Source organism: Cupriavidus sp. 01L45, assembly GCF_056399885.1.
In genome coordinates this window covers 1-25,252 of record NZ_JBFTSG010000087.1, presented here as the reverse complement: position 1 = coordinate 25,252, position 25,252 = coordinate 1, and the positions used below count along the sequence as shown (strand labels likewise).

The following is a 25,252-nucleotide window of genomic DNA, read 5'->3' as shown; positions in this document are numbered from 1 at the left end:
GGCAGCGCCATCATCCAGGCGCATGACCTCGCCGGTACGCCGAATTCAGACATCCCCATCCAGATCTGCGGCGACTGCCACCTGGCCAACTTCGGCGGGTTTGCCAGCCCTGAACGCTCGCTGCTGTTCGACCTCAACGATTTCGACGAAACCAGCCTCGGGCCCTGGGAATGGGACCTGAAGCGGCTTACCGCCAGCTTCGTGGTGGCGGGCCGGCATCTGCGCCACAAGCGGGGCGTGATCGACGACCTGGTCTACCGCATCGTGCGCAGCTATCAGGAGCGCATGGCCAACTATGCCGGGATGGGCATTCTCGACACCTGGTATGACGCCATCACCTTCGAGCGGCTGATGGCCGAGACGCCTTCGCCGCAGATCCACAAAGCCCTGGAGCGCGGCATGGCGCGCGCGACCAAGCGCGCCAGCCAGGCGCTGCTGCCGAAGTTGTCGGAGCGGGTTGGCGAGCGCTGGGTTATCCGCGACGCACCGCCAGGGATCTTCCACATACGAGGCGAGAACACGCTGTTCTCCCCCGAGGACGACTGGATGAAGATCACCGACACCGACAAGGCTTTCGACAGGGCGTYCAAGGAATACCTGGGTACCATGGCGCCAGACAGGCGCCAGTTGCTCAGCCATTTCACGCGCCACGATGCCGCCTTCAAGGTGGTGGGGGTGGGCAGCGTCGGCACGCGCTGCCTGATCATCCTGATGATCGACAATCACGGCAAGCCGCTCTTCCTGCAAAGCAAGCAGGCCACGCAGTCGGTAGTGGCGCGCTATTTCAAGTCGCCGCCGGTGACGCATGAAGGCCGCCGTGTGGTGGAGGGCCAGCGGCTGATGCAGGCGGCCAGCGACGTGTTCCTTGGCTGGAACAACGGGCCGTCCGGCCGGCATTTCTATATGCGGCAACTGCGCGACATGAAGCTGTCGCCCGAGATCGAACTGATGGATATCGAACTGTTCAGCGAGTTCGCGGCGGTGTGCGGCTGGGTGCTGGCGCGAGCCCATGCCAAGGCCAGCGGGATGGCGCTGGAGATCAGCGGCTACCTTGGCAATAGCGATGCGATGGCCGATGCGCTGTTGGCGTATTCGAACGCGTATGCGGATCAGGTCGAGCGCGACTATGACGTGTTTGTCGCCGCTTGCCGCTCTGGCCGCCTGGAGGCGCGTACGGATGCAGACATGGCGGCGGATTTCCGCATCTAAGGCGCCAGAGGTCGCACAGAGTAGCCGGATTTCCTCCTGTGCGGCATGCCGGTCCCGGTCCCGCCAGATTTAGCAAAATTTGGTAGCCGTCCGGACCAGAAGCGCGGACGGCTGGGGCATTCCGCAGCGCAGCAAGGCAAAGTACCGCCTCGTTTGCGCGAAGCGTGGCGRATTCGCCGCATGTAGCGTCAATCGACCCCCGTTTCCCCTCCAGAAGAATTCAATACACACGCCGATAGATTTCAGATGGGGAAAATGTTGATATTGGAAACGATAGAACTAAAGTTCGTCACTGAGGACTAGCGCGCCAGCACGGCCGCCGAGACTGGAAACCAAATTTTCCAAAATATCGGACTCAGGTAGGTGGGGCACTGGCCTGATGCCAGGGCAGGCGCCAGTTTCATCACGATGCTCCGGAGCCATCCATGCGCCAAGCCCTTGATTCGCGCCAATCGAATGCGATCACATCGGCGGACAGGGTGCCCGGCGCAGATGGGACGGGCGGGCAGGAAAGCGTGGGCGCGGCAAGGGATCCGCGAAGCTGCATGCCTGCCCGCAGGGTGAACACGCGCGTGCTGCAGACATTCATCGCCCTGCTGAATGCCGGCTCGATTGCCTTCGTGGCGGACAGGCAGCGGGTATCCCGCGCTACCGTGCTCTACCAGTTGCACTCGCTGGAAGAGCGGGTCGGCACCTTGTTTCATGTCCAGTCCGACGGGGCGCTCTGTCCAACGCCGCTGGCTGTCGATATGGCGCCCAAGGTGCGCGGCATGCTGGATATCTGGGCGAGCCTCGTTGGCGGCCGCGCGGGTGAGCCGGCTGTGCAGGCGTCCGGCAGCTTGCGTATCGGTGTCTCGGGCGTGGCGGAACTGGTGGCGCCGCACGTCCTTGGCCATGTCCGCAGGATGCATCCGCTGATGGATGCCATGCTGGTGCCCATGGCGACGGACGCCGCGCTGATGCAGGCACTGCGCCGCGCGGACATCCATCTCGGGCTTTCCCTTGGCGCGGACGACGCATTCCAGGTGGTCACGGACTGCGTGGAAATGCGCTGCCGGATGGTGCCCGTATGCTCCCGCCTGCGCCACGCCGAATTCATGGCGGCCAGGGTTGATGCCTGGCCGTGGTTGCTGGAAGACAGCATGCCGGGCCTTTCCGCGGATCTCGGCGTCTGGTTCCGCGCGGTGCTGGCCGGCGGCGAGCCACGCGTTCGCGCGCAGTCTGCCGGCGTCCTGATGGACTTGCTGACCGCCGGGCTTGGCGTGACCTTGCTGCCCGAGGTGGGCTTGCCGGGATACCTGGCCGAAAGACATCTCGCGGTGCTGGAGCCGGCGGTGCCATTCATGCCACCCCCGTCAGTCCACTTGTGCGTGGTGGCCCCGGCCGCGGCCCGTCGCGCTGCCCAGCCGAGAGCGCTGGCGCGGGATCTCTATCGCGTGCTGGTTGCCGATGTCGAGTCCGGGCAAGGCAGGCAGCGTGACGAACCTCACCCGGTCAGGTGATTGCGCCATGCGCCTGATTGCTCATGATCTGCGGCTGGGGCGGACCTCGCGACCCGCCTTTTCACACTTAGCCCTCGACCACCCCGGCCGAGGGTTTTTTTCTCTGGCGGGAAAAACACCAATTCTGGCGAAACCGCTTTTCGGGCAAAATCTGTAACCTTTGCCGGAGCGGTGCGATGCGCGCAACCAGCGGCCGGCCAACACAAGATTGCCGATCACCCGACTACAAGGGAAAACCTAAATGCACCCCAGGAAGACGAAGCCTCTCGCCATTGTGTTGCCACTGCTGCTCGCTGCGGTGTCGGCGCATGCCACGGAGGGCGCGTTGGGCCGACCCATTTCCGGCACCAGCGTGGTGCCGAATGCCGGCATCGTATCGCCGGAGCCGATCCTGGCTGTCAACCTGGCCGAGATGTACCTGAATGGCTCTGTCGACGGCGGACGCCAGGTGCCGATCGGGGGGCAGGCCTCGCTCGGCATCAGCGGCGAGGTAGCCTTTACGCTGGCCACCATCATGAAGGTCTGGGACACCAGGACCGGCGCGTGGAATTTTGCCTCCAGCTTCACGCTGCCCTATCTGTGGAACAAGGTGGGTGCCAACGTGACGCTCGGGCGTTTCAACGGTAGCAGCCAGGACACCGCGTCCGGCCTGTTCGATATCTACTTCACACCGGTTATCGCCGGCTATCACTTCTCCCAGACCGAGCACGTGGCGCTGAGCCTGAACATCTGGGCGCCCACGGGCAGCTACGATGCCAACGCGCTGGCCAACACGGGCCTGAACAACTGGACCTTTGTGCCGCAGGTGGCGTACACCAAGATCCTGCCCGAGCAGGGGTGGCAGTTCGATGTGGTTTCCGGCCTGCAGTTCTACACGCGCAACAACGCCACCAACTACCAGAATGCGCCGCTCTTCACGCTTGACGTCATGGCGCGCAAGCTGTTCACCAAATCCTTCAGCGCGGGGCTGATCGTCGGCACCACGCAGCAGCTCGGTAACGACAGCGGACCCACCGCGGATCGCCTCAATGGCTTCCGCGGGCACGACTGGGCGATCGGGCCGGTCATCAACTACGACACCAGGATCGCTGCCAAGAGCACGCTTTCGCTCGGCCTGCGCTGGGTGCCGACGGTGGCGAGCCAGAATCGCATGGAAAGTACCAGAACCTTCATGGGCACGGCGACGCTCGTGTTCTAGCGGGCTGTGCGCAGAGCCGTTCCGAGGTCGGAAGCGGCTGGCGGAATGCGCCGACAAGACTGTGCCGGGACCGCCGCCGGTAACACGCCGGCTTGCCCGCTGGCGTTATTCCTCCACGATCTGCTCGAAGCGCAGGGCCAGGAAATCGATCAGGGCGCGCACCGCGGGCAGCAGCCCCCGGCGCGAGGGATACACGGCATGGATGACGCCGCCCCTTGGCCGCCATTGCGGCACCAGCATGACAAGCCGGCCTTGCTTCAGCTCGTCCTCCACCACCATGCTCGGCAATGCCACCGCGCCGACCCCCGCCAGCGCGGCGAGGCGCAGGGCCAGCATATCGTCGGTGACCAGGCGCGGGCTGTGCCGGATTTCCATGCCGGCGCCATCGGGGCCCTCCAGTTGCCAGCTATGCGCGGGTTGCGGCGGGCCCCAGTCGAGCGTCGGCAGCGCGGCCACGTCGGCCGGCACGGCGGGCAGGCCGCGCTCGGCCAGCAACGTGGGGCTCGCGACCAGGCACCAGGCGCGCCTGCCCAGCGTGCGCATCACCAGATCGCTGTCGCGCAAGGGCGGCACGCGGACCCGGATCGCCACGTCGATGCGCTCGGCGATCACGTCCACGCGGCGGTTGGTGGCCTCCAGATGCACGATCACTTTTGGGTAAGCCGCCATGAACTCCGCCACCATGGCGCCGATCCGCGCGTGCAGCAGCGCCACCGGGCAAGCCAGGCGGACGATGCCCTGGGGCTCGGAACGCGTCAGGTCGATGGCCTGCTGCGCGGCGTCCGCCTCGACCAGCATGGCCTTGCAGTGGCCGTAATAGCTTTGCCCGATCTCTGTGACGGAGAAATGCCGGGTCGAGCGCTGGATCAGGCGCGTGCCCAGGCGCTCTTCGAGTACGCCGATACGGCGGCTCAGCTTTGACTTGGGAATGCCGAGGGCACGGCTTGCCGGCGCGAAGCCCTGGTGATCCACCACCTGGGCGAAGTAGAAGAGGTCGTTGAGGTCGGGGTGCATCGGGGGCATCGTCCTATCAATAGGACACTGAGGATAGCGCACGCCGACTACCGACGGGCCTGGGGACCGCCTAAGCTTTTCTTCAACAGAGGCGCAGTCAGCCCCCATCGTCCAGGAAGCTTCATGAAGCAGATCATCGGCACCTATAGCAGCCCGCATGCCCACTGGGTGGGCGACGGCTTTCCAGTCCGCACGCTGTTCTCCCAGCAGAGCCTTGGCAGCCACATGAGCCCGTTCCTGATGCTGGACCATGCCGGCCCGGCCGAATTCACGCCCGCCACCCGCAAGCGCGGCGTGGGCGAGCATCCGCACCGCGGTTTCGAGACCGTGACCATCGTCTATCAGGGCGAGCTGGAACACCGCGACTCCACCGGGCAGGGCGGACGCATCGGCCCGGGCGACGTGCAATGGATGACGGCGGCGTCCGGCATCCTGCATGAAGAGTTCCACTCGGGAGCTTTCACCCGCACCGGCGGCACCCTGGAAATGGTGCAACTGTGGGTGAACCTGCGCGCCCGCGACAAGATGGCGGCGCCGGGCTACCAGACCATCCTGTCGGCGGACATTCCTTCGCTGCCCTTGCCGGGCGGCGCTGGCCGGATGCGCGTGATTGCCGGCGAACATCAGGGCGCGCGCGGACTCGCTCACACCTTCACGCCGATGGATGTCTGGGATCTGCAGTTGCGCGAGGGCGCGGATGTCGACTTGCAGGCGCCCGAGGGCCGCACCGTGGCGCTGGTTGCGCTGCGCGGCAGTGTGCGGGTCAACGGCAGCCAGGTCGCGCAGGCCGGGCAGATGGTGCTGCTTGGCCGCGCGGGCACCGCCTTTGCGCTGGAGGCTACCAGCGCCGCCGTGGTGCTGGTGCTCCATGGCGACCCCATCGACGAACCGGTGGCCAGCTATGGGCCGTTCGTGATGAACACGCAGGAAGAAATCGCGCAGGCGCTGCAGGACCTGCGCAGCGGCCGCTTCGGGCGTATCGAGGCAGTGCAGGAGAGGCGCGTGCAGTAAGCGCGCATCAGGATGGGGCGGCCCTCAGGGGCCGCGGCAGGCCAGGCAGTTTGCATCCGATCGCGAAACGCTGGATTCCCGGCGCGGCTGAACGTCAATCGATGAGCCTTCATCGCGATTGACCGTTGTTAATCGTTAATCCTCAAAAAGGAGATTCGCATGACTACCCCGTACAAGCGCCTGGACAAGAGCCAGGCCGCCGTCCTCCTGGTCGATCACCAGGCTGGCCTGCTATCCCTGGTCCGCGATATCGAGCCCGACAAATTCAAGAACAACGTGCTTGCGCTGGCGGACCTGGCCAAGTATTTCAACCTGCCTACCATCCTGACCACCAGCTTCGAAGATGGTCCGAACGGGCCGCTGGTGCAGGAACTGAAGCAGACCTTCCCGGATGCCCCCTACATTGCGCGGCCGGGCCAGATCAACGCCTGGGACAACGAGGACTTCACCAAGGCGGTCAAGGCCACCGGCCGCAAGCAACTGATCATCGCGGGCGTGGTGACCGAGGTCTGCGTGGCGTTCCCCGCGCTGTCGGCGCTGGCCGAAGGCTATGACGTCTTCGTGGTGACGGACGCCTCCGGCACCTTCAACGAGATCACCCGCAATGCCGCCTGGAGCCGCATGGCGGAAGCCGGCGCGCAGATGCTGAGCTGGTTCGGCATCGCCTGCGAGCTGCATCGCGACTGGCGCAACGATATCGAGGGACTGGGCACGCTGTTCTCCAATCACATTCCAGACTATCGCAACCTGATCGCGAGCTACACCACGGCAAAGGGCGCCAAGTAGGCTCGGAGGGCCGGCGCTTCAGGCGCTGGCCCTCCGCGTTTCACCGGCCTGCGCGCGCAATGGCGCAGGCCCGGCGGGCCGGTTTCCCCTGGCCGCGCCTGCCAGGATCGCCTTGACATCCTTACTTAAGATATATATCTTACGATATGTCTTTCGATAGTAGGGGTTGCGATCGTGCGTCACCATCCGCTTCTGGGCAGGCTTAGCCATCACATGCTGGCTCACCTGTCGTCTCATTTCTCCGCCCATCCCTCGTTGCCCGGGGCGCGCCATGCCATACATGCTGTTGGCCACCATCGCCATGGCGGCGGTCCGGGCGGCTTCTTTGGCGGCGGCGACGGCTTCGACGGTGACGGCGATAGCTGGCGCCGCGGCCGCAAGTTCAGTTCGGACGATCTCCAGCTGATGCTGCTGTCCCTGCTGGAGGAAAAGCCCAGCCATGGCTATGAACTGATCAAGGCACTGGAAACCCGCACCAACGGTTTCTACAAGCCCAGCCCCGGCATGGTCTATCCCGCGCTGACGTTCCTGGAAGAAGTCGGCTATGCCACCGTGGATACCGAGGGCAACAAGAAGCGCTACCAGTTGGCGGAGCCGGGCCGGGCGCATCTCGAAGCCAACCGCGAGCGGCTGGCGCTGATGCTCAACAAGCTCAAGCACGTGGCGCGCAAGATGGAGTGGGTGCGGCGCGCGCTGTCAGGCGAAGGGGCGGAGGGCGGCGAGGAGCGTGAAGCCGAAGGCGGGTGGCTGCCCGAGTTCGTCGAGGCGCGCCTGGCGCTCAAGCGCGCGCTGCTGATGCGCACCGAGGCCACGCCGGCCGAGCAGCGCCGCATCGCCGCCATCCTGGCGCGGGCCACGGCGGAGATCAATGCCGGGCAGGGCGCTACCTGAGTGCTGACCCGGTTCCCGACACTCCATATCCCGAATTCCAACTCCCAGTCATCAAGGAGATCCATGCATACTCGCGACCTCACCGTGCAACGCGTTCGCCATGAACTCAAGATGCGCCTGCTGCAAGTGGTGCGTACCCAGGCCGTCTCCCCGCAACTGCTGCGCGTCACGCTGGCCGGCGACGACCTGAAAGGCTTTGTCTCCGCGTCCTTCGACGATCACGTCAAGGTGTTCTTCCCGGCGGCCGGACAGGACAAGCCCATACTGCCGGTAGCCGGCCCCAACGGCCCGGTCTTTCCCGAAGGCGTGCAGAAACCCGCGGCGCGCGATTACACGCCGCGCCGCTATGACCCGGTCGCGGGCGAACTCGACATCGAGTTTGTGCTGCATGGCGATGGCCCTGCCTCCACCTGGGCCGCGCAGGCTGCGGCCGGCCAGCATCTCGGCGTGGGCGGCCCGCGCGGCTCGTTTGTGATTCCCGAGGGCTTCGACTGGCACCTGCTGGTGGGCGACGAAACCGCGCTCCCCGCGATCGCCAGGCGCCTGGAGGAACTGCCGGCCGGCGTGCGCGCGCTGGTGGTGCTGGCGGTGGACAACGCCGCCGCCGAAATTCCGCTGCCCAGCCGCGCCGACGTCGAACTCCGCTGGCAGCACCGCGACGGCGCGCCAGCGGGTGCAACCGCTGGCAGCTTGCTGGAGCAAGCGCTGCGCGAGCTCCCGCTGCCGAGCGGCGAGGGCTATGCCTGGGCCGCCGGCGAAGGCGCGGCAATCCGTGCCGTGCGCCAGTACCTGGTGGGCGAGCGCGGCATCGAGAAGGGCCGCATCCGCGCCGCCAGCTACTGGAAGGCCGGCGCCGCCGCCGTGCATGAGAACATCGACGACTGATGATTGACGGCTGCGGCGTCCGTTCGCGCGGAGGTTGAAGACCGGATCGGCTGGTTTTACAATGCAACCGCCTCGCCGTGGGTGCCGGAACCGGCGCCAGCGCAGCGCGCCGCAGCCCGCGGCGCCGTGCCGGCGGCGCGCAGACGGAGTTGCGATATGGTCCGGCGAACCAGCCTGGAAGGTGCGGAGTGCCCGGTGGCCCGCTCGCTCGACGTGATCGGCGACTGGTGGTCGCTGCTGATCGTGCGGGATGCCTTCGACGGCCTGCGGCGCTTCGGCGAGTTCCAGCGCAGCCTGGGCCTGGCCAAGAACATCCTGTCCGACCGGCTGCGCACGCTGCTGGCGCACGGCATCCTGGAGCAGGTGCCAGCATCAGACGGCAGTGCCTATCAGGAATACGTGCTGACGCAGAAAGGCCGGGCGCTGTTTCCCGTGGTGGTGGGTTTGCGCCAATGGGGCGAGGCGTTTTTCTTCGCGCCGGGCGAGCCGCATTCGGTGCTGGTGGATGGCCAGGCCGGCAAGCCTGTGCGGCAGCTCGAGGTGCGCGCCGAGGATGGCCGCCTGCTCGGGCCCGATGACGCCGTGGTGAGGAAGGTGGGCGAGGCGGCATGACGCTGCGCAATCCATCGCAGACGTAGCCGATCCTTCGGTCTTCATTCATACGTAGTCCACACCGCATCGCCATGCCAACGGATTCTTCCTCCCGCCCCGCGCTCCTTGTCAGTTCCTGCCTGCTCGGCCAGCCGGTGCGCTACGACGGCCAGGCCAAGGCCCAGCCCGAGCCCGTGCTGGCCGTGCTGGCGCGGCATTTCGACCTGATTCCGGTCTGCCCCGAATCGCTGGGCGGCTTGCCCACGCCGCGCCCGCCCGCCGAGATCGTCGGCGGCAGCGGCGCGCATGTGCTGGCCGGTGCCGCCATCGTGCGCGACGCCACCGGCGCCGATGTCACGCAGCCCTTCACGGCAGGCGCGCGCGACGCACTGGCGATCGCGCGGCAGCGCCAATGCAAGCATGCCTTGCTCAAGGCGCTGAGCCCGTCCTGCGGCAACCGCGAACACTACGACGGTTCGTTCAGCGGCGCCGTGCGTCCGGGGCAGGGCGTGGCCGCGGCATTGCTGGCCGAGGCGGGCGTGCGCGTGTGGAACGAAAGTGAGATCGAGGCGCTGATCCGCACCGCGGGCGCGTCGCCGGCCGCGTTGCAAAACCCGTAGACGCCGTGCGTATTCGCCGCTAAGATCTTCCGGTCGGCCGCACCAACGGCCGGCAGCGTCGCTCGGACGGTTCCGGGCGCTTACGTTCAAGGAAAATCCATGTCCGCCTCCGCAGGCAAGCGCCGCTTCGCGCGTATCGATCGTCTTCCCCCCTACGTCTTCAATATCACCGCCGAGCTGAAAATGGCGGCGCGCCGCCGTGGCGAAGACATCATCGACATGAGCATGGGCAACCCCGACGGCGCCACGCCGCCGCATATCGTTGCCAAGCTTACCGAAGCCGCGCAGCGCCCCGACACCCACGGCTACTCCGCTTCCAAAGGCATCCCGCGCCTGCGCCGCGCCATTTCGCACTGGTACCGCGAGCGCTACGACGTCGAGATCGATCCGGATACCGAGGCCATCGTCACCATCGGTTCCAAGGAAGGGCTGGCCCACCTGATGCTCGCCACGCTCGATCGCGGCGACACCGTGCTGGTGCCCGATCCGAGCTATCCCATCCACATCTACGGCGCGGTGATTGCCGGCGCCGATATCCGCTCGGTGCCGCTGGTGCCGGGGGTGGACTTCTTTGCCGAGCTGGAGCGCGCCATCCGTGGCAGCTATCCCAAGCCGAAGATGATCGTGCTGGGCTTCCCGTCGAACCCGACCGCGCAATGCGTGGAGCTGGACTTCTTCGAGCGCGTGATCGCGCTGGCGCGCAAGCACGATATCTTCGTGGTGCACGACCTGGCTTATGCCGACATCGTGTTCGATGGGTGGAAGGCACCGTCGATCATGCAGGTTCCGGGTGCCAAGGATATTGCGGTGGAGTTCTTCACGCTGTCCAAGAGCTACAACATGGCGGGCTGGCGCATCGGCTTCATGGTCGGCAATCCCGACCTGGTGGCGGCGCTCACGCGCATGAAGAGCTATCACGACTACGGTACCTTCACGCCGCTGCAGGTGGCCGCCATCGCCGCGCTGGAAGGCGACCAGCAATGCGTGAAGGAGATCGCCGCGCATTACCAGACGCGCCGCGACGTGCTGGCGCGCGGGCTGATCGAGTCCGGCTGGCCGGTGGAGATTCCCAAGGCCTCGATGTATATCTGGGCGCGCATTCCCGAGCCGTATCGCGCGCTGGGATCGCTGGAATTCTCCAAGCAGTTGCTGGCCAAGGCCAAGGTCTGCGTCTCGCCCGGCATCGGCTTTGGCGACTACGGCGACGAGTACGTGCGCTTCGCGCTGATCGAGAACGAGGCGCGGATCCGGCAGGCGGTGCGGGGCATCAAGGCGATGTTCCGCACGGACGGACTGGTGAAGGTGCCTGTGGACGAGCACCAGCCGCACGGCCACGCGCCGAAGCCGAAGGACTGATCAGCCGCTGATTGGACTCTGGTTCGATGACACGCCGGCGCAATGCCGGCGTGCAACGTGCGCGGCGTCAGCCGAGCGACGCCAGCGGATGCGATTCACGCGGCCACGGACTATCGAAGAACGATTGCACCGTGGCTTCGCTGACTTCGCCCACTGTCTTCACGCGCCAGCGTGGCGCATTGTCCTTGTCGACGATCAGCGCGCGTACCCCCTCGATGAAGTCGCCCTGCGTAAAGGCGTGGGATACCACGCCCAACTCCATGCGGAAGCAGTCCGCAAGATCAAGGTCGCGGCCACGCAGCAGCATTTCCCGCGTCACGGCCATCATCAGCGGCGAGCGTCCGCGCAGGATCTCCAGCGTGCGCTCGGCCCAGCCGGCATAAGCCGGATCGGACTCGGCCGCCAGGCTGTCGAGCAACCCGGCCACGCTCGCGTCGGGACGGAAGTGCCGCAGCACGGCCGGCAAGGCCGCCTGCAATGGCGCATCGGCGCCGCCGGCAAGGGGCGTTGCCGGCAGCGCGGCGCGCAGGTCCGCCAGCACATCGCCCGTCCAGCGAATGCCGGCCAGGGTCTGCTCGATGCCTTCCAGGCTCGCGGCGGGCACGGCGATATCGGCCAGCTTGCACAGCAAGGTATCGGCAGCGCCGAGCGTCACGCCGGTCAGCCCGACATAGAGCGCCAGTGCCGGCGGCAGCCTGGACAGGAAATGGCTGGCGCCCACGTCCGGCACCAGGCCGATGCCGGTCTCCGGCATCGCCACCCGCGAGCGCTCCGTGACCACCCGCAGATGCGCGGCCTGTGCCAGCCCCATGCCGCCGCCCATGACGATGCCGTCCATCAGCGCCACCACCGGCTTGGGATAGCCATGCAGGCGGTAGTCGAGCCGGTACTCGTCGACGAAGAACTGCTGGCGTAGCGATGTACCGGCGTGGAAACTGTCGTACAGCGCGCGGATATCTCCGCCGGCGCAAAAGGCTTTGCTGCCCGCGCCGCGCAACAGCACGGCGGCGATGTCGCCGCGCGTGGCCCACGCCGCAAGCTGCGTATCGAGCGCGCCGATCATCGGGTACGACAGGGCGTTCAGCTGACGCGGGCGGTTCAGCGTCATCACGCCGACGCCGTTGATCTCCTGGAACAGCACTTCGGGCTCGGCGTTCATGGCGGCGGCGGGGCGTTCCTGCGCAGCGTCGTTCGGGTTCAGGCGCATGGCGTGGCTCCTAGGCATTGCGCCATTGCGGCGCGCGTTTTTGCAGGAAGGCGTTGACGCCCTCGCGCTGGTCCTCGCCGTCGAACAGGTCGACAAAGCGCTCGCGCTCCAGCGCCAGCGCGGGGCCGCGCGGCACGCCCTGGCGGGCCAGGTGCACCAGTTGCTTGCTGTAGGCCGCCGCGCGCGGGCTGACATGGCTTGCGCGCTCGGCCAGGCGCATCGCGGCGTCGAGGGCCTGGCCGGCCGGCACCACCTCTTCCACCAGGCCGATGCGCAGCGCGGTGGCGGCATCGATCCGTTCATTGGCCAGGATCATGCGCTTGGCCCAGCCCTCGCCCACCAGCCAGGGCAGGGTCTGCGTGCCACAGCCGCAGGGCAGCAGGCCGACGCCGGCCTCGGGCAATGCCATCTGGGCTTGTTCCTCGGCAATGCGGACATCGCAGGCGAGCGCGCATTCCAGCCCGCCGCCCATCGCGTAGCCGTTGATGGCAGCGATCACTAGGGGGCGCGCATTCTGCAGCGCTTCGAAGGCGGCGCCGAAGCGCTGCGCCATTACCCGTGCATGGGCGCGGTCGCCGTCGGCGAAGCCGTTGAGGTCGGCGCCGGCGCTGAAGAAGCGGTTGCCGTCGCCGGTGACGACGATGGCGCGCACGCGCTCGTCGGCGTTCAGCGTGCCCACCAGTTGCTGCAGCTGCTGCAGGCCTTCGGCATTGAAGGCATTGGCGGGCGGGCGCTTGAGGGTCAGGCGGGCGATATGCCCGTCGATCACGTGTTCGATCATGCCGACGGCTCCTCTTGCGTCATGTACTGGCGGATCACGCCCGAGAAATCGAGCTGCCCGTCGCCGGCCTGGCTCACGGCCTGGTAGATCTGCTGGGCCAGGGCGCCCAGGAAGAGCGGCTGCCGCACGCTGCGGGCGGCGTCCGCGGCCAGGCCCAGGTCCTTGAGCATCAGGTCCGCGCCAAAGCCGCCGCTGTAGCCGCGGGAGGCCGGCGCGGCCGGGATCACGCCGGGGTAGGGGTTGCAGGTGTCGGCGGCCCAGCAGCGTCCGGTGGAGGTGTTGACGATGCCGGCCAGCACGCCGGCGTCGATGCCGAGCTTGACGCCGAGGGCCATGGCCTCGGATACGCCGATCATGGAGATGCCGAGGATGAGGTTGTTGCAGATCTTGGCGACCTGGCCCGTGCCGGTGCCCCCGCAGTGGACGATGTTGCGGCCCATGCCGGAGAGCACAGGCTGCAGTTGCTCAAACAGGGCTTGTTCGGCGCCTACCATGAAGGTCAGCGTGCCCGCCTGCGCGCCGCCGGTGCCGCCGGAGACCGGGGCGTCGGCCATCGGGTTGCCTTGCTTGCTGGCTTCTGCGGCCAGCGCGCGGATGGTGGCGGGGTCGATGGTGCTGGAATCGACCAGGGGGACGCCGGGGCGGACGCCGGCGAGGACGCCTTCGGGATCGAGGTAGGTGGCGCGGACGTGGGCGGCGGCCGGCAGCATGGTGATGACGAAGTCGGCTTCGGCGGCTGCCTTGCGGGCGGATTGGGCTATGGCGGCGCCGTCGGCTTTTAGTGCTGACAGGGCGGTTGGGTTCAGGTCGAATACGGTGAGGGTGTGGCCTGCCTTGAGCAGGTTGCGGGCCATGGGGGCGCCCATGTTGCCTAGGCCGATGAAGGCGATGTGCATGTTGGCTCCTTACTCTTTGTATCGGTTGTGTTTTGGCTGTGGCGGCTGCTTTAGAGTCAAAAACCTAAAGTCAAAGGCGGTTTCACCCCCCTGCGGGGGGCGACCTACTTTCTTGTCTTGCCAAGAAAGTAGGCAAAGAAGGCGCGCCATACGGCCTGGTACACCTTCACGGCTCGCTTCGCATCGCTTGGGGGGCTCGCTTCGCATCGCGCCGGCAGAAGGCAATGCCTTCAAATTTCTGAAAGCTTGCCCGCCGCCCTTCGTTTCACCGCAAGCTGATGGTCGTATTCACTCCATCGTTCACCGTCGCGTCATCGAACCAGCGTGCGGTCACGGTCTTGGTCTGGGTATAGAACTGCACCACCTGCTTGCCGTAGGGACCCAGGTCGCCCAGCTTGGAGCCGCGCGAGCCGGTGAAGCTGAAGTAGGGCACGGGTACCGGGATGGGGATGTTGACGCCGACCTGGCCGACGTCGATCTCGCTCTGGAACTTGCGCGCCGCCGCGCCGCTTTGGGTGAATACGCCGGTGCCGTTGCCGAAGGGGTTGCGGTTGACCAGCGCGATGGCTTCGTCAAGTGTGTCGACTGCGATCACTACCAGCACCGGGCCGAAAATTTCCTGCGTGTAGATGGACATTTCCGTGGTGACGTCGGCGAATACGGTCGGGCCGATGAAGTTGCCGTCGGGGTAGCCGGGTACCTGCACGTTGCGGCCGTCCAGCAGCAGGGTGGCGCCTTCGCGCTCGCCGGCTTCGATCAGGCCGGTTACACGTTGTCTGGCCGCTACCGATACCACCGGGCAGACATCGACACCGGGCTCGCTGCCGGCGCCGACCTTGAGCGTCCTGGCCTTGGCGACCAGATCGGGCAGCCAGTCGCGTGCGGCGCCTACCAGCACCGCCACCGAGGTTGCCATGCAGCGCTGGCCGGCGGCGCCGAACGCCGCGCCGACCAGGGCGTTGAGGGTGTGCTCGCGGTGCGCGTCGGGCAGTACCACGGCGTGGTTCTTGGCGCCCATCATCGATTGCACGCGCTTGCCGTGCGCGCCGGCCAGGTTGTAGACGTGGGTGCCCACGGCGGTGGATCCGACGAAGGAAACGGCCTTGATGTCCGGGTGCGTGCACAGGGCATCGACCACCTCGCGCGCGCCGTGCACGACGTTGAGCACGCCGGCCGGCACGCCGGCCTCGACGGCCAGCTTGACCAGTTCCATGGTGGACAGCGGATCCTGTTCCGACGGCTTGAGCACGAAGGTGTTGCCGCACACGATCGCCATCGGGAACATCCACAGCGGGATCATGGCCGGGAAGTTGAACGGCGTGATGCCGGCGCAGACGCCGATCGGCTGTTGCAGGGTGTAGGTATCCACGGTGGCGGCCACGTTCTCGGCAAAGCCGCCTTGCTGCAGCGTGCCGATCGAGCAGGCGTGCTCCACCACTTCCAGGCCGCGGAAGATATCGCCTTCGGCATCGGCCAGGGTCTTGCCCTGCTCGGCGGTGAGGATGGCGGCGATGCGCTTGCTGTGTTCGCGGATGAGCGCCTGGTATTTGAGCATGATGCGCAGCCGCGCGCCCAACGGCGTGTGGCGCCAGGTGGCAAAGGCGCGATGCGCCGCGCCGACGGCCGCATTGACTTCGGCCGCCGTGGCCAGGGGAACTTGCGCCAGTACTTCCTGCGTGGCGGGATTGACCACCGGGCGGAATTCGGTGGCGGCGGACTCCACCCACTCGCCGTTGATCAACAGCTTGACGGTGGGCACGGCGGCGGTATTTGCGGAAGCGGGCTGGGCACTCATTGGGTGGTCTCCGTCGGTTCTGGGTTTTGGTGGGTCAATGCAGGAAAGGAGCAGGCACGCCGCTCAAAGGGTGCGCGCGATCAACATGCGCTGGATCTCGCTGGTGCCTTCGTAGATCTGGGTAATGCGGGCGTCGCGGTAGTGCCGCTCGACCGGGTAGTCTTCCAGGTAGCCGTAGCCGCCGTGGATCTGCAGCGCCTTGGAGCACACGCGTTCGGCCAGTTCAGAGGCGTAGAGCTTGGCCTGCGAGGCTTCCGACAGGCAGGGCTGGCCTGCGGTACGCATATGCGCGGCGCGGTGCACCAGCAGGCGCGCGGCGTTCAGCTCGGTAGCCATGTCGGCCAGCATGTTGGCAATCGGCGGGTGCTCGCGCAGCGGGCGGCCGAACTGCACACGCTCGGCGGCATAGCGGCAGGCGGCTTCGAAGGCGGAGCGGGCGATGCCGAGCGCTTGCGCGGCGATGCCGATGCGCCCGCCTTCCAGGTTCGACAAGGCAATGCGCAGGCCCTCGCCGGGCTCGCCGAGCAGCGCGTCGTGCGGCACGCGGCAGTCTTCCAGCGTGATGGCGCAGGTGTCGGAGGCGCGGATGCCGAGCTTGCGTTCCGGCGCGTGCACGATGAAACCGGGTGTATCGGTAGGCACGACAAACGCGGACAGGCCGCGCTTGCCTTGCTCCGGCTCGGTGGCGGCAAACACGATGGCCACGCCGGCGCGCTGCCCGTTGGTGACGAACTGCTTGGAGCCGGACAGCACCCAGCCGTCGTCGGTGGCGCGGGCACGGGTGCGCAGGTTATGCGCCTCCGAGCCGGCCTGCGGCTCGGTCAGGCAGAATGCGCCGATCATCTCGCCGCTGGCCAGGCGGGGCAGGTAGCGCGCCTTCTGCGCCTCGGTGCCGTAGTGCAGGATGGGGCCGCAGCCCACCGAGTTGTGCACGCTCATCAGCGTGGCGCAGGCGGCGCAGCCCGCGGCGATCTCCTCGATGGCCAGCGCATAGGCGATGTAGTCGGTATACGTGCCGCCCCATTCCTCGGGCACGATCATGCCGAGCAGGCCGAGCGCGCCCATTTCCGTCACGACCTCCGGCGGCAACTGGCCGGCACGGTCCCAGGCCGCGGCGTCCGGCGCCAGCCGTTCGCTGGCGAAGGCGCGCGCGGTGTCGCGGATCATGGCTTGCTGTTCGCTGAATTCTTGATGCATGGCGGCTCGGGTTGCGCCGGGACCGGCGTGGGGTTGGCACGCGATCGCGGCGTCTGGCGGTTGGTCGGGTGGCCCGCTGTGGGCGGGGGGCATGGCAGCAAGTGTAGGAAGACAGCGGGGGCGCTCCTATGCCAGAATCCGCCAACCTTGCTGAACTCGTTTGCCACTGCCGGCGAGCCCGGGCAGGCAAACCGTACCGTACCGATCGTTGCATTCCATGGAAAAACACAGCGTCGCCATTTGCTTCGTGCATCACGCCATCGCGGGCCTGCGAGCGCGCGGCATCGCGCCGGAGCCGGTGTTGCAGGCCGCGGGCATCGCGCCGGCGCTGCTGGCGGTGCCGCAGGCGCGGGTGTCCGCCGCAAGCTACAGCGCCCTGTGGCTGGAAGTGGCCGCCGCGCTCGACGATGAATTCTTTGGCCAGGATTCGCGCCGCATGAAATGCGGCAGCTTTGCCATGCTGTGCCACGCCGTCGCGGGCAGCAAGACGCTGGCGCAGGGGCTGGAGCGGGTGGTGCGCTATTTCGGGCTGCTGCTCGACGATATCGGCGTGCGCCTGGAGCGCGAAGGCGCTGGCGCCGAAGGCGGCCGGGGGGGCGGCAGCGGGGCCGGCAAGCGCCGGCGGGCGGCGCTGGTGCTCACGGCGCCATCGGCGCAGCCGCCGGGCGTGTTTGCCCAGGAGACCATGCTGATCATGCTGCACGGGTTGATGAGCTGGCTGCTGCGCCGGCGCGTGCCGGTCCTGCTGGCGGCGTTCAGCTATCCGGAGCCGGCCTACAGTGCGGAATACCGGCTGATGTACTCGCGCCACCTGGCGTTCGGCGAGCCGGCCACGGCGCTGGTGTTCGACGCGGCCTGGCTGGACCAGCCTGTCCACCAGGACGAGCGCAGCCTCAAGGCCTTCCTGCGCGACGCGCCCCACAACGTGGTGGTCAAGTACAGCGACCGGGGCAGCATCATGGCCCGCGTGCGGCGCCAGTTGCGTGCCCAGCCGCCGGAACAGTGGCCCACGTTCGACCGGCTGGCGCACGATGTCCATATGTCGTCATCGTCGTTGCGGCGCCGGCTGATGGAGGAGGGCGGCACCTACCAGCAACTGAAGGACGAACTGCGGCGCGACCTGGCCATCGAGGCGCTCAGCCATTCCAGCCGCCCGCTGGCGGAGATTGCCGCCGAACTGGGCTTTGCCGAGCCGGGGGCTTTCCACCGCGCGTTCCGCCGCTGGACCGGGCTGCGGCCGGGCGCGTATCGGGCCACGACGCCCGCGATGCCCTAACGGCGCTGGCGCTCGCCGGAAGGGCCCATGGCGGAGGGCTGCGCCGCATGTGCCGGAGCGGCGTGCGGCATGACGTCAGGGGCAGCCGTATGCGGCAGCACGCGGTTGCGCCCCGAGAGCTTGGCCATATAGAGCGCGGTATCGGCGCGCGCGGTGAGTTGCTGCAGGCTCTCGCCGGGCTGCCATGCGGCATAGCCGCCGCTCACGGTATAGCGCACCGTGCCGGAAGGGCCGCCGACGGGGCTGGCCTCGGCCAGCGAGCGGATGCGCTCCGCGACGTGGCGGGCATCCTCCAGCGAACTGGCTGGCAACAGCACGACGAATTCCTCGCCGCCCATGCGGCCGATGCGGTCGGGCGCGCGCAGGCTGGCGGTGACAAGCCGCGCGAACTCGACCAGCACGGCGTCGCCGGCGGCATGGCCGAACGTGTCGTTGACCGACTTGAAGTGGTCGATGTCGACGATCAGCAGCACCGGCGGGTGCCCGCCCCGGGCGGCGCGGGCCAGTTCGCGAAAGGCTTCCTCCTCGAATGCCTTGCGCGACATGGCGCCCGTCAGGTAGTCGCTGTTGGCAATGGCTTCGAGCCGGTGCACCATCGCATCGTGGATCATCAGCACCGCGCCCATGGTGAGACCCGGCGTGGCCATCGCACCCAGCACGAGAAAGGCGGCATTCAGTCCGGGCGAGGTCATGGTGGACGGGTCGTCCATGACCGAGAGCACCGACAAGATGCCGCGCAGGGCATGCGCGGCGGCAAGGAAAAAGGCGAAACCGGCCGTGGTCAGGTAGTGGCTGGTGGGGCGGGCGCGCGGGCGGTAACGCACCAGCACGTACCCCGCGCAGGCGCACAGCACGGCATGGAATACCGAAACGACGACAACGCGCGCGTTGAAGTCATTGTAGATATAGCGCCACGTCACGATGCCGGCCACCACGGCGAGGGCCGCCGCCGCCATGGCCCGCCAGGGCGGCTCTCGCCCGCAGAAGCGCGCGATGCCGGCGTGGAACAGCGCCAGCGCCCACGCCAGCGCGCCGTTGGCTACCACGATCGACAGGATGTCGGGGACCCGGCCACGCAGCGTAAATAGTACAAGCGCCACCATGGCCGTCAGGTTGGCCTGCCACCAGTGCCTCACGCCGGGCTGGCCGCAGCGGCGCAGCGACCAGACGATCGCCAGCATCATGACGCTGAGCAGCGTCGTGACGGCTAGCAGGGCGAACGGGTCCGACATCTGCTGATTTCCTCCGGTTGTATCGCGTGATTGGGTGCGGGTGCCCGGGCGGGCGGGAAGCTCGGGAGAATACCCTAGCGGCGTCGCCGCTACCCACCTACGCAAGAGGGGGTGGACCATTGGCTTGCGGCGGGGCTGTCAGGTCAGGGGACTAGAATGGGGAGCGGGGCGCTTTGATCGGTACTCCGCATCAATGCCCTGACGCTGGCCGTATTGCCGTCATCCTGTCCTTCCCCTCTTGTTTTCATTGCCGCAGCCTGGAAAACCATGCAACACATCAGATTCGACCTCGGCGACCTGCAGGCCATGGTGGCAGTGGTCGAGCAAGGCGGCTTTCGCGCGGCGGCCGAAGCCCTCAACCTGTCGCAGCCGGCGCTGTCGCGCCGCATCGAGAAACTGGAGGAAGCGCTTAACGTCAAGTTGTTCGAGCGCACTACGCGCCGCGTCACCCTGACTGTGGTTGGGCGGGAGTTTGTCGGCAAGGCGCGTGCGGTGCTGACGGAAGTGGAGACTTCGCTACTTGGCATCGGCGATGCCGCCACGGCTCGCGCCGGCGAAGTGACCATTGCCTGCGTGCCCTCGGCCGCGCACTATTTCCTGCCGGCGGTGATCGGGCGTTTTCGTGCGCAGTATCCGAATGTCCGCGTCAAGATGGTGGACGAAGGGGCTAACGTCGTGCTGCATAGCGTGGCCAGCGGCGAGGCGGATTTCGGCCTGAACTTTATCGGCACGCAGGAAGCCGATCTGCTGTTCGAGCCGTTGCTGCGCGATCCGTTCGTGCTGGCCTGCCGCCGCGACCATCCGCTGGCGCGGCGGCGCTCGGTGAAATGGGCCGAACTGGCCGGGCACACGCTGGTGGCCCTGGCCAAGTCCAGCGGCAACCGCCTGATGCTGGATCTCGCCCTGGCGGAGGCGCCGCGGCGGCCGGCCGCCTTCTACGAGGTACGCCACGTCAGCAGCGTGCTGGCGCTGGTGGAGGCCGGCCTTGGCGTGGCAGCGGTGCCGCGGCTGGCGCTGCCCGATGGCGACCGCTCCGGGCTGGCCGCCGTGCCCCTGCGCGAGCCCGCGGTCTCCCGCATGCTGGGGATCCTGCGGCGCCGGGGGCGCATGCTGTCGCCGCATGCGCAGGCGTTGTACGAAATGGTCGCGCAGGCGGTGCCAGCGCGGGGCCGGGCGCGGTCATTGATGCGTGAAAGCGATCAAAGCTGAAAAAGATTGCATTATCGCGGCGCGCGGCGCGTGCATAGAATGGGCTGCCTGCCCTCGGAGACCGATGCGGGCAGGACTTTTGTCTTTTGTCTTTTGTCTGTTCCCATTTCCCATTTCAATGCCCATCGAGAGCGCATATGCCCATATCGTCCGCCGCAGTGCCCAGCCCCGTCGTCACCTCCCTCCGCAGTCGTCCTTCGAACTCCCCTGATTCCCGCAAGCGGCCGTTGCTGGCGCTGGTGCTGGCCGGCGTGGCCAGCCTTGCGCTGGGCGCTGGCAATGCACTGGCCGAGGAGGTCAAGGTCATGAACTCGGGCGGCTTCACCGCAGCCTACAAGGCACTCGGACCCGGCTTCGAGAAGGCCACGGGCAATACCTTGTCAACCGCGTGGGGCCCGTCGATGGGCAAGTCCTCCGAGGCGATTCCCAACCGGCTCGCGCGCGGCGAGCATGCCGACGTGGTGATCATGGTTGGCTACGCGCTGGATGAACTGATCCGGCAAGGCAAGGTGGTGCCGGATAGCCGGGTAGCCCTGGCCGATTCGCGCATCGGCCTGTCGGTGCGGGCTGGCGCGCCAAAGCCGGATATCAGCACCGTCGATGCGTTCCGCAAGACGTTGCTGGAGGCGCGCTCCATTGCCTATTCCGATAGCGCCAGCGGCGTGTATGTCGAGAAGGAGATGTTCAAGAAGCTGGGAATCGAGGAACAGGTCAAGGGGCGCGCGCATAGGATTGAGAAGACCCCCGTGGGTAGCGTGGTGGCGCAGGGCGATTATGAGGTCGGCTTGCAGCAGGTCAGCGAGTTGCTGCCGGTGGCGGGTGCCACGTTTGTCGGGAAGATTCCGGAGGCGGTGCAGCAGGTGACCAGCTTTGCGGCGGGTGTGCCGGTGGGCGCGGAGCATCCGGAGGCCGGGCGGGCGTTGATTCGGTATCTGGCTTCGCCTGCGGCAAGAGGGGAGATCGAGAGGAGCGGGATGGATGCGGTGGTGGGGGATAAGCCGGGGCAGTGAGAGGGGCGAGGCGCTGGTTGCGCGCTCGCGCTGGCGCTAGCCCTGGCAAGCCGGGGCCGCGGCGATGCGGCTCCTGCGTGTCTGCCGCAGCGGGTTGCTGCCGCGCCGCGCGCCACCCCGTAGCGCATCCTGTCGCCAAACAATCCGTCTGGCTGGTATGATCCGCCTCCATGACACAAGCACACCGCCGAAAGAAGCAGCCCGACGTGCTGCGCCCGCAGCTATTGCATGCCGCGGCCCAGCTCGCCCTCGAATCCGGCCTGCGCGCCGTGACGCTGGATGCGGTGGCGGCGCGTGCCGGTGTCAGCAAGGGCGGATTGCAGCATCATTTCCGCAATAAGCAGGCGCTGCTGGACGCGCTCTTCGACGACGCGGTTGAGACCTTCAACGCCGATGTGGCCGCCGCGATCGCCAGCGACACGCAGGCCGAGGGCCGCGCGGCGCGGGCCTATATGCGGGCGACGCTGCAGGAAGAGAGGAAAGAGGACGCCGCCAGCTATCTGCACCTGTTGTTGGCGCTGATGCTGACCGATGCAGATACGCGCGATCGCTGGGCGCCACGCATCGCCGAAATCGCACGCCCCGATCCGCTGCCCGCGGCAGATGCGGCGAGGCTGATGATTTGCCGCCTGGCCGCTGACGGGCTGTGGCTCGCCGACCTGCTGGGCAGCCAGTCGATGGAACCCGGGCTGAGGGCGGAAGTCCTGCGCCAGCTGGACCAGATGACGCGGTGCCAGCCGCAATGAACGCACGATCGAATTTCCAATTGAATACCCAACCGAATACCCAGCCAAAGGCTCAACCTGGCACCTGGCATGACGCCGGCGCACCCAAGCAGGAAACGCCCGCCACGCCGGGCGCCGGCGCGGACCTGCACCGGGCCATCGACGCGGCCCGCGAGGCCCTGCTAAGCCACCAGCATCGCGACGGCCACTGGTGCTTCGAGCTAGAGTCGGACGCCACCATCACCGCGGAGTACATCCTGATGATGCACTTCGTGGACGAAATCGACGCCGAATTGCAGGCGGCGATGGCGGTCTACCTGCGAAGCATCCAGAGGCTAGACCGTCATGGCGGCTGGGACCAGTATCACGGCGGCGCGCTCGACGTGTCATGCAGCGTCAAGGCCTACTACGCGCTGAAGGCGGCGGGCGACGACCCTGAGGCCCCGCACATGGCCCAGGCCCGCCGCGCCATCCTGGCGCAGGGTGGGGCCGCCAAGGCCAATGTGTTCACCCGCATCCTCCTGGCCACGTTCGAGCAGGTGCCTTGGCGCGCCACCCCCTTCGTGCCGGTCGAGCTGATCCTGTTCCCTCGCTGGGCGCCTGTGCATCTGGACAAGATGGCCTACTGGGCGCGCTCCACGCTGGTACCGCTGACGGTGCTGTGCTCGATGCGGGCCAAGGCCGCCAATCCGCGCCGTGTCGGGGTCAGCGAACTGTTCGTCACGCCGCCCGAGCGCGAGCGGCACTATTTCTCCCGCGAAGGCCTGATGCGCAAGGCCTTCCTGGTGGTCGACAAGCTGGCACGCGCGATCGAGCCGCTGATTCCCTCCTCGGTGCGCCGGCGGGCCGTTGCCCGGGCGCAAGCCTGGTGCGTGAAGCGCATGAACGGCGAGGATGGCCTGGGCGGCATCTTTCCGCCGATGGTGTACTGGTACGAGATGATGGCGCTGCTCGGCGTGCCGAAGACGGATCCGGCCCGCGCTACCTGCCTGGCCGCCATCCGCAAGCTCGTGGTGCGCCGCGCCGACGGCTCGGCCTATTGCCAGCCCTGCCTGTCGCCGGTGTGGGATACCGCCTGGAGCATCATGTCCTTGCAGCACGCCGGCACCGACGCGCGCACGCAGGAGGCGGTGCAGCGCGCCTACGACTGGCTGGAAGCGCGGCAGGTGCGAGACCTGCGCGGCGATTGGGGCAAGCACGTGCCGGCCTCGGTGCAGCCCGGCGGCTGGGCGTTCCAGTACGCCAACGCCTATTACCCTGACATCGACGACAGCGCCGTGGTGGCCGCCATGCTTGCCGTGCACGCGCGCCGGATCGGCCAGCCCGAACGCTACCAGGACGCGGTCGCGAGCGCCGTGAAATGGATGGTGGGCCTGCAATCGCGCAATGGCGGATTTGGCGCCTTCGATGCCAACTGCGATCGCGAGTACCTGAACCGTATCCCCTTCGCCGACCATGGCGCCCTGCTGGATCCGCCCACCGAGGACGTTTCCGGCCGCGTGCTGCTATGCATCGGCCTGAGCGGAAACCGCGAAACGCACGCCGCCGCCGTCGAGCGCTGCGTGGCCTATCTGCGCCGCACGCAGCGCGCCGACGGCGCCTGGTGGGGACGCTGGGGCAGCAATTACATCTATGGCACGTGGAGTGTGCTGGCGGGCCTGGCGCTGGTGGGCGAGGACGTGCGCCAGCCCTATGTCCGCAAGGCAGTCGACTGGCTGCTACGCTGCCAGCACGCCGACGGCGGATGGGGCGAGACCAACGACAGCTACTTCGACCACTCGCTGGCGGGCACCAATGGGGGCGAGAGCACGCCCAACTGCACCGCCTGGGCGCTGCTGGCCCTCTTCGCCGTGGGCGAGGTGGATACGCCCACAGTGCGCAGGGGCATCGCTTACCTGCTGGGCTGCCAGACTGGCAGCGGCCTTTGGCAGCATCCGTCGCACAATGCGCCGGGCTTCCCCCGCATCTACTACCTGAAGTACCACGGCTACACCGCCTACTTCCCGCTGTGGGCGCTGACGCGCTACCGTCAGCTGACAAGGCGCCCGGCGGCGAAGTAGGGCCCGGGGCGGCCCATACGCTCTGGCACACCGCTACGGCCCGCTTCGCAGCGCGGGCCGGCGTGCCCCCCTTGGGAGCGCTCCACACGGCTGCAGCCGGGGAGCCGCGTGCTCGCATTTCCCGACTTGCCAGTCCCCAATACCCACCAACTACACGACGTTGAGCCGCCACGCGCAGGGGCTAGTGGGCAGTACCGGCGTGCATTGAATAGGCAATGCTACCACCGCCGCTCGATCAACGATCAATAAGGTATTCCGCCGCGCTTAATAGCACGGAGACCTGCCGAGATATATAGGACTAGTACGAGTTTAATTTAAAAGTACTATTTTGTTTAAAAATTGTATAAAAGGCATTTATGGCATAAGGAAAGCCGTTTAGAGTCCTGCGTCAAGTTCGATCACGCTGACAATGGAGCGAAGACCATGACGGATCCTGTTGAACAACGGAACGCATACGGCGGTGCGCGCTGGGCGTACTTGCTGGAGGTGGCTGGCGGTAGCCTGTGCTGCTCCGTCCCTTGGCGGATCAAGTGGGGCACAGATCGTTCTCGTTGGCCAGGGAAAGCACATCCATTGCGCGATATTGACGTGGACGAGCCATCAAGACATGGCGCGCTGATCTCCGGGTGGAGGATCGTGTGATGGGCCCCGTATTGGCACGTCATTCCAACGCTTCGCAAACCAGGCAGACTCATGAGTAGCCCTATGAGCAGCAGCACACCTGACGTAAATCCGCTCGCACAAGACAATCAAAACGCAACGGTCCCCGACACCGGACACGGAAGTGATGACGTTGTCCGG

At 67.0% G+C, this 25,252-nt stretch carries 22 protein-coding genes; 15 read left to right on the top strand and 7 right to left on the bottom strand.

The window, feature by feature from the left end; translation table 11 throughout:
* The 3 genes from AC1DT6_RS37865 to AC1DT6_RS37855 all read left to right on the top strand — a co-directional run.
* The coding region (locus tag AC1DT6_RS37865; RefSeq protein WP_477115465.1) for a DUF2252 domain-containing protein at positions 1-1,209 on the top strand (1,209 nt) is incomplete at its 5' end.
* Between the two features lie 545 nt (positions 1,210-1,754).
* Complete coding sequence (locus AC1DT6_RS37860) at positions 1,755-2,711, top strand: LysR substrate-binding domain-containing protein (protein WP_441636039.1); 957 nt, start codon at positions 1,755-1,757, stop codon at positions 2,709-2,711.
* A 241-nt stretch (positions 2,712-2,952) separates the two neighbouring features.
* Positions 2,953-3,909, top strand: a complete 957-nt coding sequence (locus AC1DT6_RS37855) for a SphA family protein (RefSeq protein ID WP_441636037.1) — start codon at positions 2,953-2,955, stop codon at positions 3,907-3,909.
* A 105-nt stretch (positions 3,910-4,014) separates the two neighbouring features.
* Here the strand turns inward: AC1DT6_RS37855 and AC1DT6_RS37850 are convergent, their stop codons facing one another.
* Positions 4,015-4,923 (bottom strand): LysR family transcriptional regulator, encoded by a 909-nt coding sequence (locus AC1DT6_RS37850; protein WP_441636043.1) that lies wholly within the window; start codon positions 4,921-4,923, stop codon positions 4,015-4,017.
* Positions 4,924-5,046: 123 nt separating this feature from the next.
* Here AC1DT6_RS37850 and AC1DT6_RS37845 point away from each other — a divergent pair, with 123 nt between their 5' ends.
* From AC1DT6_RS37845 to alaC, 7 genes are all read left to right on the top strand, one after another.
* Positions 5,047-5,934, top strand: coding sequence for a pirin family protein (locus AC1DT6_RS37845; RefSeq protein ID WP_441636035.1), 888 nt, complete (start codon positions 5,047-5,049; stop codon positions 5,932-5,934).
* Between the two features lie 159 nt (positions 5,935-6,093).
* Complete coding sequence (gene ycaC, locus AC1DT6_RS37840; protein WP_477102125.1) at positions 6,094-6,720, top strand: isochorismate family cysteine hydrolase YcaC; 627 nt, start codon at positions 6,094-6,096, stop codon at positions 6,718-6,720.
* 213 nt (positions 6,721-6,933) lie between these two features.
* Positions 6,934-7,611 (top strand): PadR family transcriptional regulator, encoded by a 678-nt coding sequence (locus AC1DT6_RS37835; protein WP_441636031.1) that lies wholly within the window; start codon positions 6,934-6,936, stop codon positions 7,609-7,611.
* A gap of 63 nt (positions 7,612-7,674) precedes the next feature.
* Positions 7,675-8,496, top strand: a complete 822-nt coding sequence (locus AC1DT6_RS37830; RefSeq protein WP_441636029.1) for a siderophore-interacting protein — start codon at positions 7,675-7,677, stop codon at positions 8,494-8,496.
* 156 nt (positions 8,497-8,652) lie between these two features.
* Positions 8,653-9,108 (top strand): winged helix-turn-helix transcriptional regulator, encoded by a 456-nt coding sequence (locus AC1DT6_RS37825; RefSeq protein ID WP_045239698.1) that lies wholly within the window; start codon positions 8,653-8,655, stop codon positions 9,106-9,108.
* Between the two features lie 71 nt (positions 9,109-9,179).
* Entirely contained in the window at positions 9,180-9,707 is a 528-nt protein-coding gene (locus AC1DT6_RS37820; protein WP_441636027.1) for a 2-thiouracil desulfurase family protein, read from the top strand.
* Between the two features lie 99 nt (positions 9,708-9,806).
* The gene (alaC, locus tag AC1DT6_RS37815; protein ID WP_441636025.1) at positions 9,807-11,063 is read left to right on the top strand and encodes an alanine transaminase; all 1,257 of its coding nucleotides are present in this window, start codon (positions 9,807-9,809) and stop codon (positions 11,061-11,063) included.
* A gap of 67 nt (positions 11,064-11,130) precedes the next feature.
* Here the strand turns inward: alaC and AC1DT6_RS37810 are convergent, their stop codons facing one another.
* The 5 genes from AC1DT6_RS37810 to AC1DT6_RS37790 all read right to left on the bottom strand — a co-directional run bounded on the left by AC1DT6_RS37810 (position 11,131) and on the right by AC1DT6_RS37790 (position 16,939).
* Positions 11,131-12,270 carry an enoyl-CoA hydratase/isomerase family protein gene (locus AC1DT6_RS37810; RefSeq protein ID WP_441636024.1) on the bottom strand — a complete coding sequence of 380 codons (1,140 nt, stop codon included), beginning with the start codon at positions 12,268-12,270 and terminating at the stop codon, positions 11,131-11,133.
* A 10-nt stretch (positions 12,271-12,280) separates the two neighbouring features.
* The gene (locus AC1DT6_RS37805) at positions 12,281-13,051 is read right to left on the bottom strand and encodes an enoyl-CoA hydratase (RefSeq protein ID WP_441636022.1); all 771 of its coding nucleotides are present in this window, start codon (positions 13,049-13,051) and stop codon (positions 12,281-12,283) included.
* Positions 13,048-13,947 (bottom strand): 3-hydroxyisobutyrate dehydrogenase, encoded by a 900-nt coding sequence (gene mmsB, locus AC1DT6_RS37800; protein ID WP_441636020.1) that lies wholly within the window; start codon positions 13,945-13,947, stop codon positions 13,048-13,050. The genes AC1DT6_RS37805 and mmsB overlap by 4 nt, the downstream gene beginning before the upstream one ends.
* A 265-nt stretch (positions 13,948-14,212) precedes the next feature.
* Complete coding sequence (locus AC1DT6_RS37795) at positions 14,213-15,742, bottom strand: CoA-acylating methylmalonate-semialdehyde dehydrogenase (RefSeq protein ID WP_441636018.1); 1,530 nt, start codon at positions 15,740-15,742, stop codon at positions 14,213-14,215.
* A 63-nt stretch (positions 15,743-15,805) separates the two neighbouring features.
* A complete protein-coding gene (locus AC1DT6_RS37790; RefSeq protein WP_441636016.1) occupies positions 15,806-16,939 on the bottom strand; it encodes an acyl-CoA dehydrogenase family protein in 1,134 nt (377 codons plus the stop codon).
* Positions 16,940-17,156: 217 nt separating this feature from the next.
* On the opposite strand from AC1DT6_RS37790, the gene AC1DT6_RS37785 reads away from it, so the two are divergent.
* Positions 17,157-18,215, top strand: a complete 1,059-nt coding sequence (locus AC1DT6_RS37785) for an AraC family transcriptional regulator (protein ID WP_477102123.1) — start codon at positions 17,157-17,159, stop codon at positions 18,213-18,215.
* Here the strand turns inward: AC1DT6_RS37785 and AC1DT6_RS37780 are convergent.
* The gene (locus AC1DT6_RS37780; protein ID WP_477102122.1) at positions 18,212-19,447 is read right to left on the bottom strand and encodes a sensor domain-containing diguanylate cyclase; all 1,236 of its coding nucleotides are present in this window, start codon (positions 19,445-19,447) and stop codon (positions 18,212-18,214) included. The two genes, AC1DT6_RS37785 and AC1DT6_RS37780, sit on opposite strands and share 4 nt — an antisense overlap.
* A gap of 267 nt (positions 19,448-19,714) precedes the next feature.
* Here AC1DT6_RS37780 and AC1DT6_RS37775 point away from each other — a divergent pair, with 267 nt between their 5' ends.
* The 4 genes from AC1DT6_RS37775 to shc all read left to right on the top strand — a co-directional run bounded on the left by AC1DT6_RS37775 (position 19,715) and on the right by shc (position 24,451).
* Positions 19,715-20,656, top strand: a complete 942-nt coding sequence (locus tag AC1DT6_RS37775; protein WP_441627872.1) for a LysR family transcriptional regulator — start codon at positions 19,715-19,717, stop codon at positions 20,654-20,656.
* Positions 20,657-20,793: 137 nt separating this feature from the next.
* Positions 20,794-21,666, top strand: coding sequence for a substrate-binding domain-containing protein (locus AC1DT6_RS37770; RefSeq protein ID WP_441627870.1), 873 nt, complete (start codon positions 20,794-20,796; stop codon positions 21,664-21,666).
* 170 nt (positions 21,667-21,836) lie between these two features.
* Positions 21,837-22,412, top strand: coding sequence for a TetR/AcrR family transcriptional regulator (locus AC1DT6_RS37765; protein WP_441627868.1), 576 nt, complete (start codon positions 21,837-21,839; stop codon positions 22,410-22,412).
* 125 nt (positions 22,413-22,537) lie between these two features.
* Entirely contained in the window at positions 22,538-24,451 is a 1,914-nt protein-coding gene (gene shc, locus AC1DT6_RS37760; protein ID WP_441627884.1) for a squalene--hopene cyclase, read from the top strand.
* The last annotated feature ends 801 nt before the right edge of the window (positions 24,452-25,252 follow it).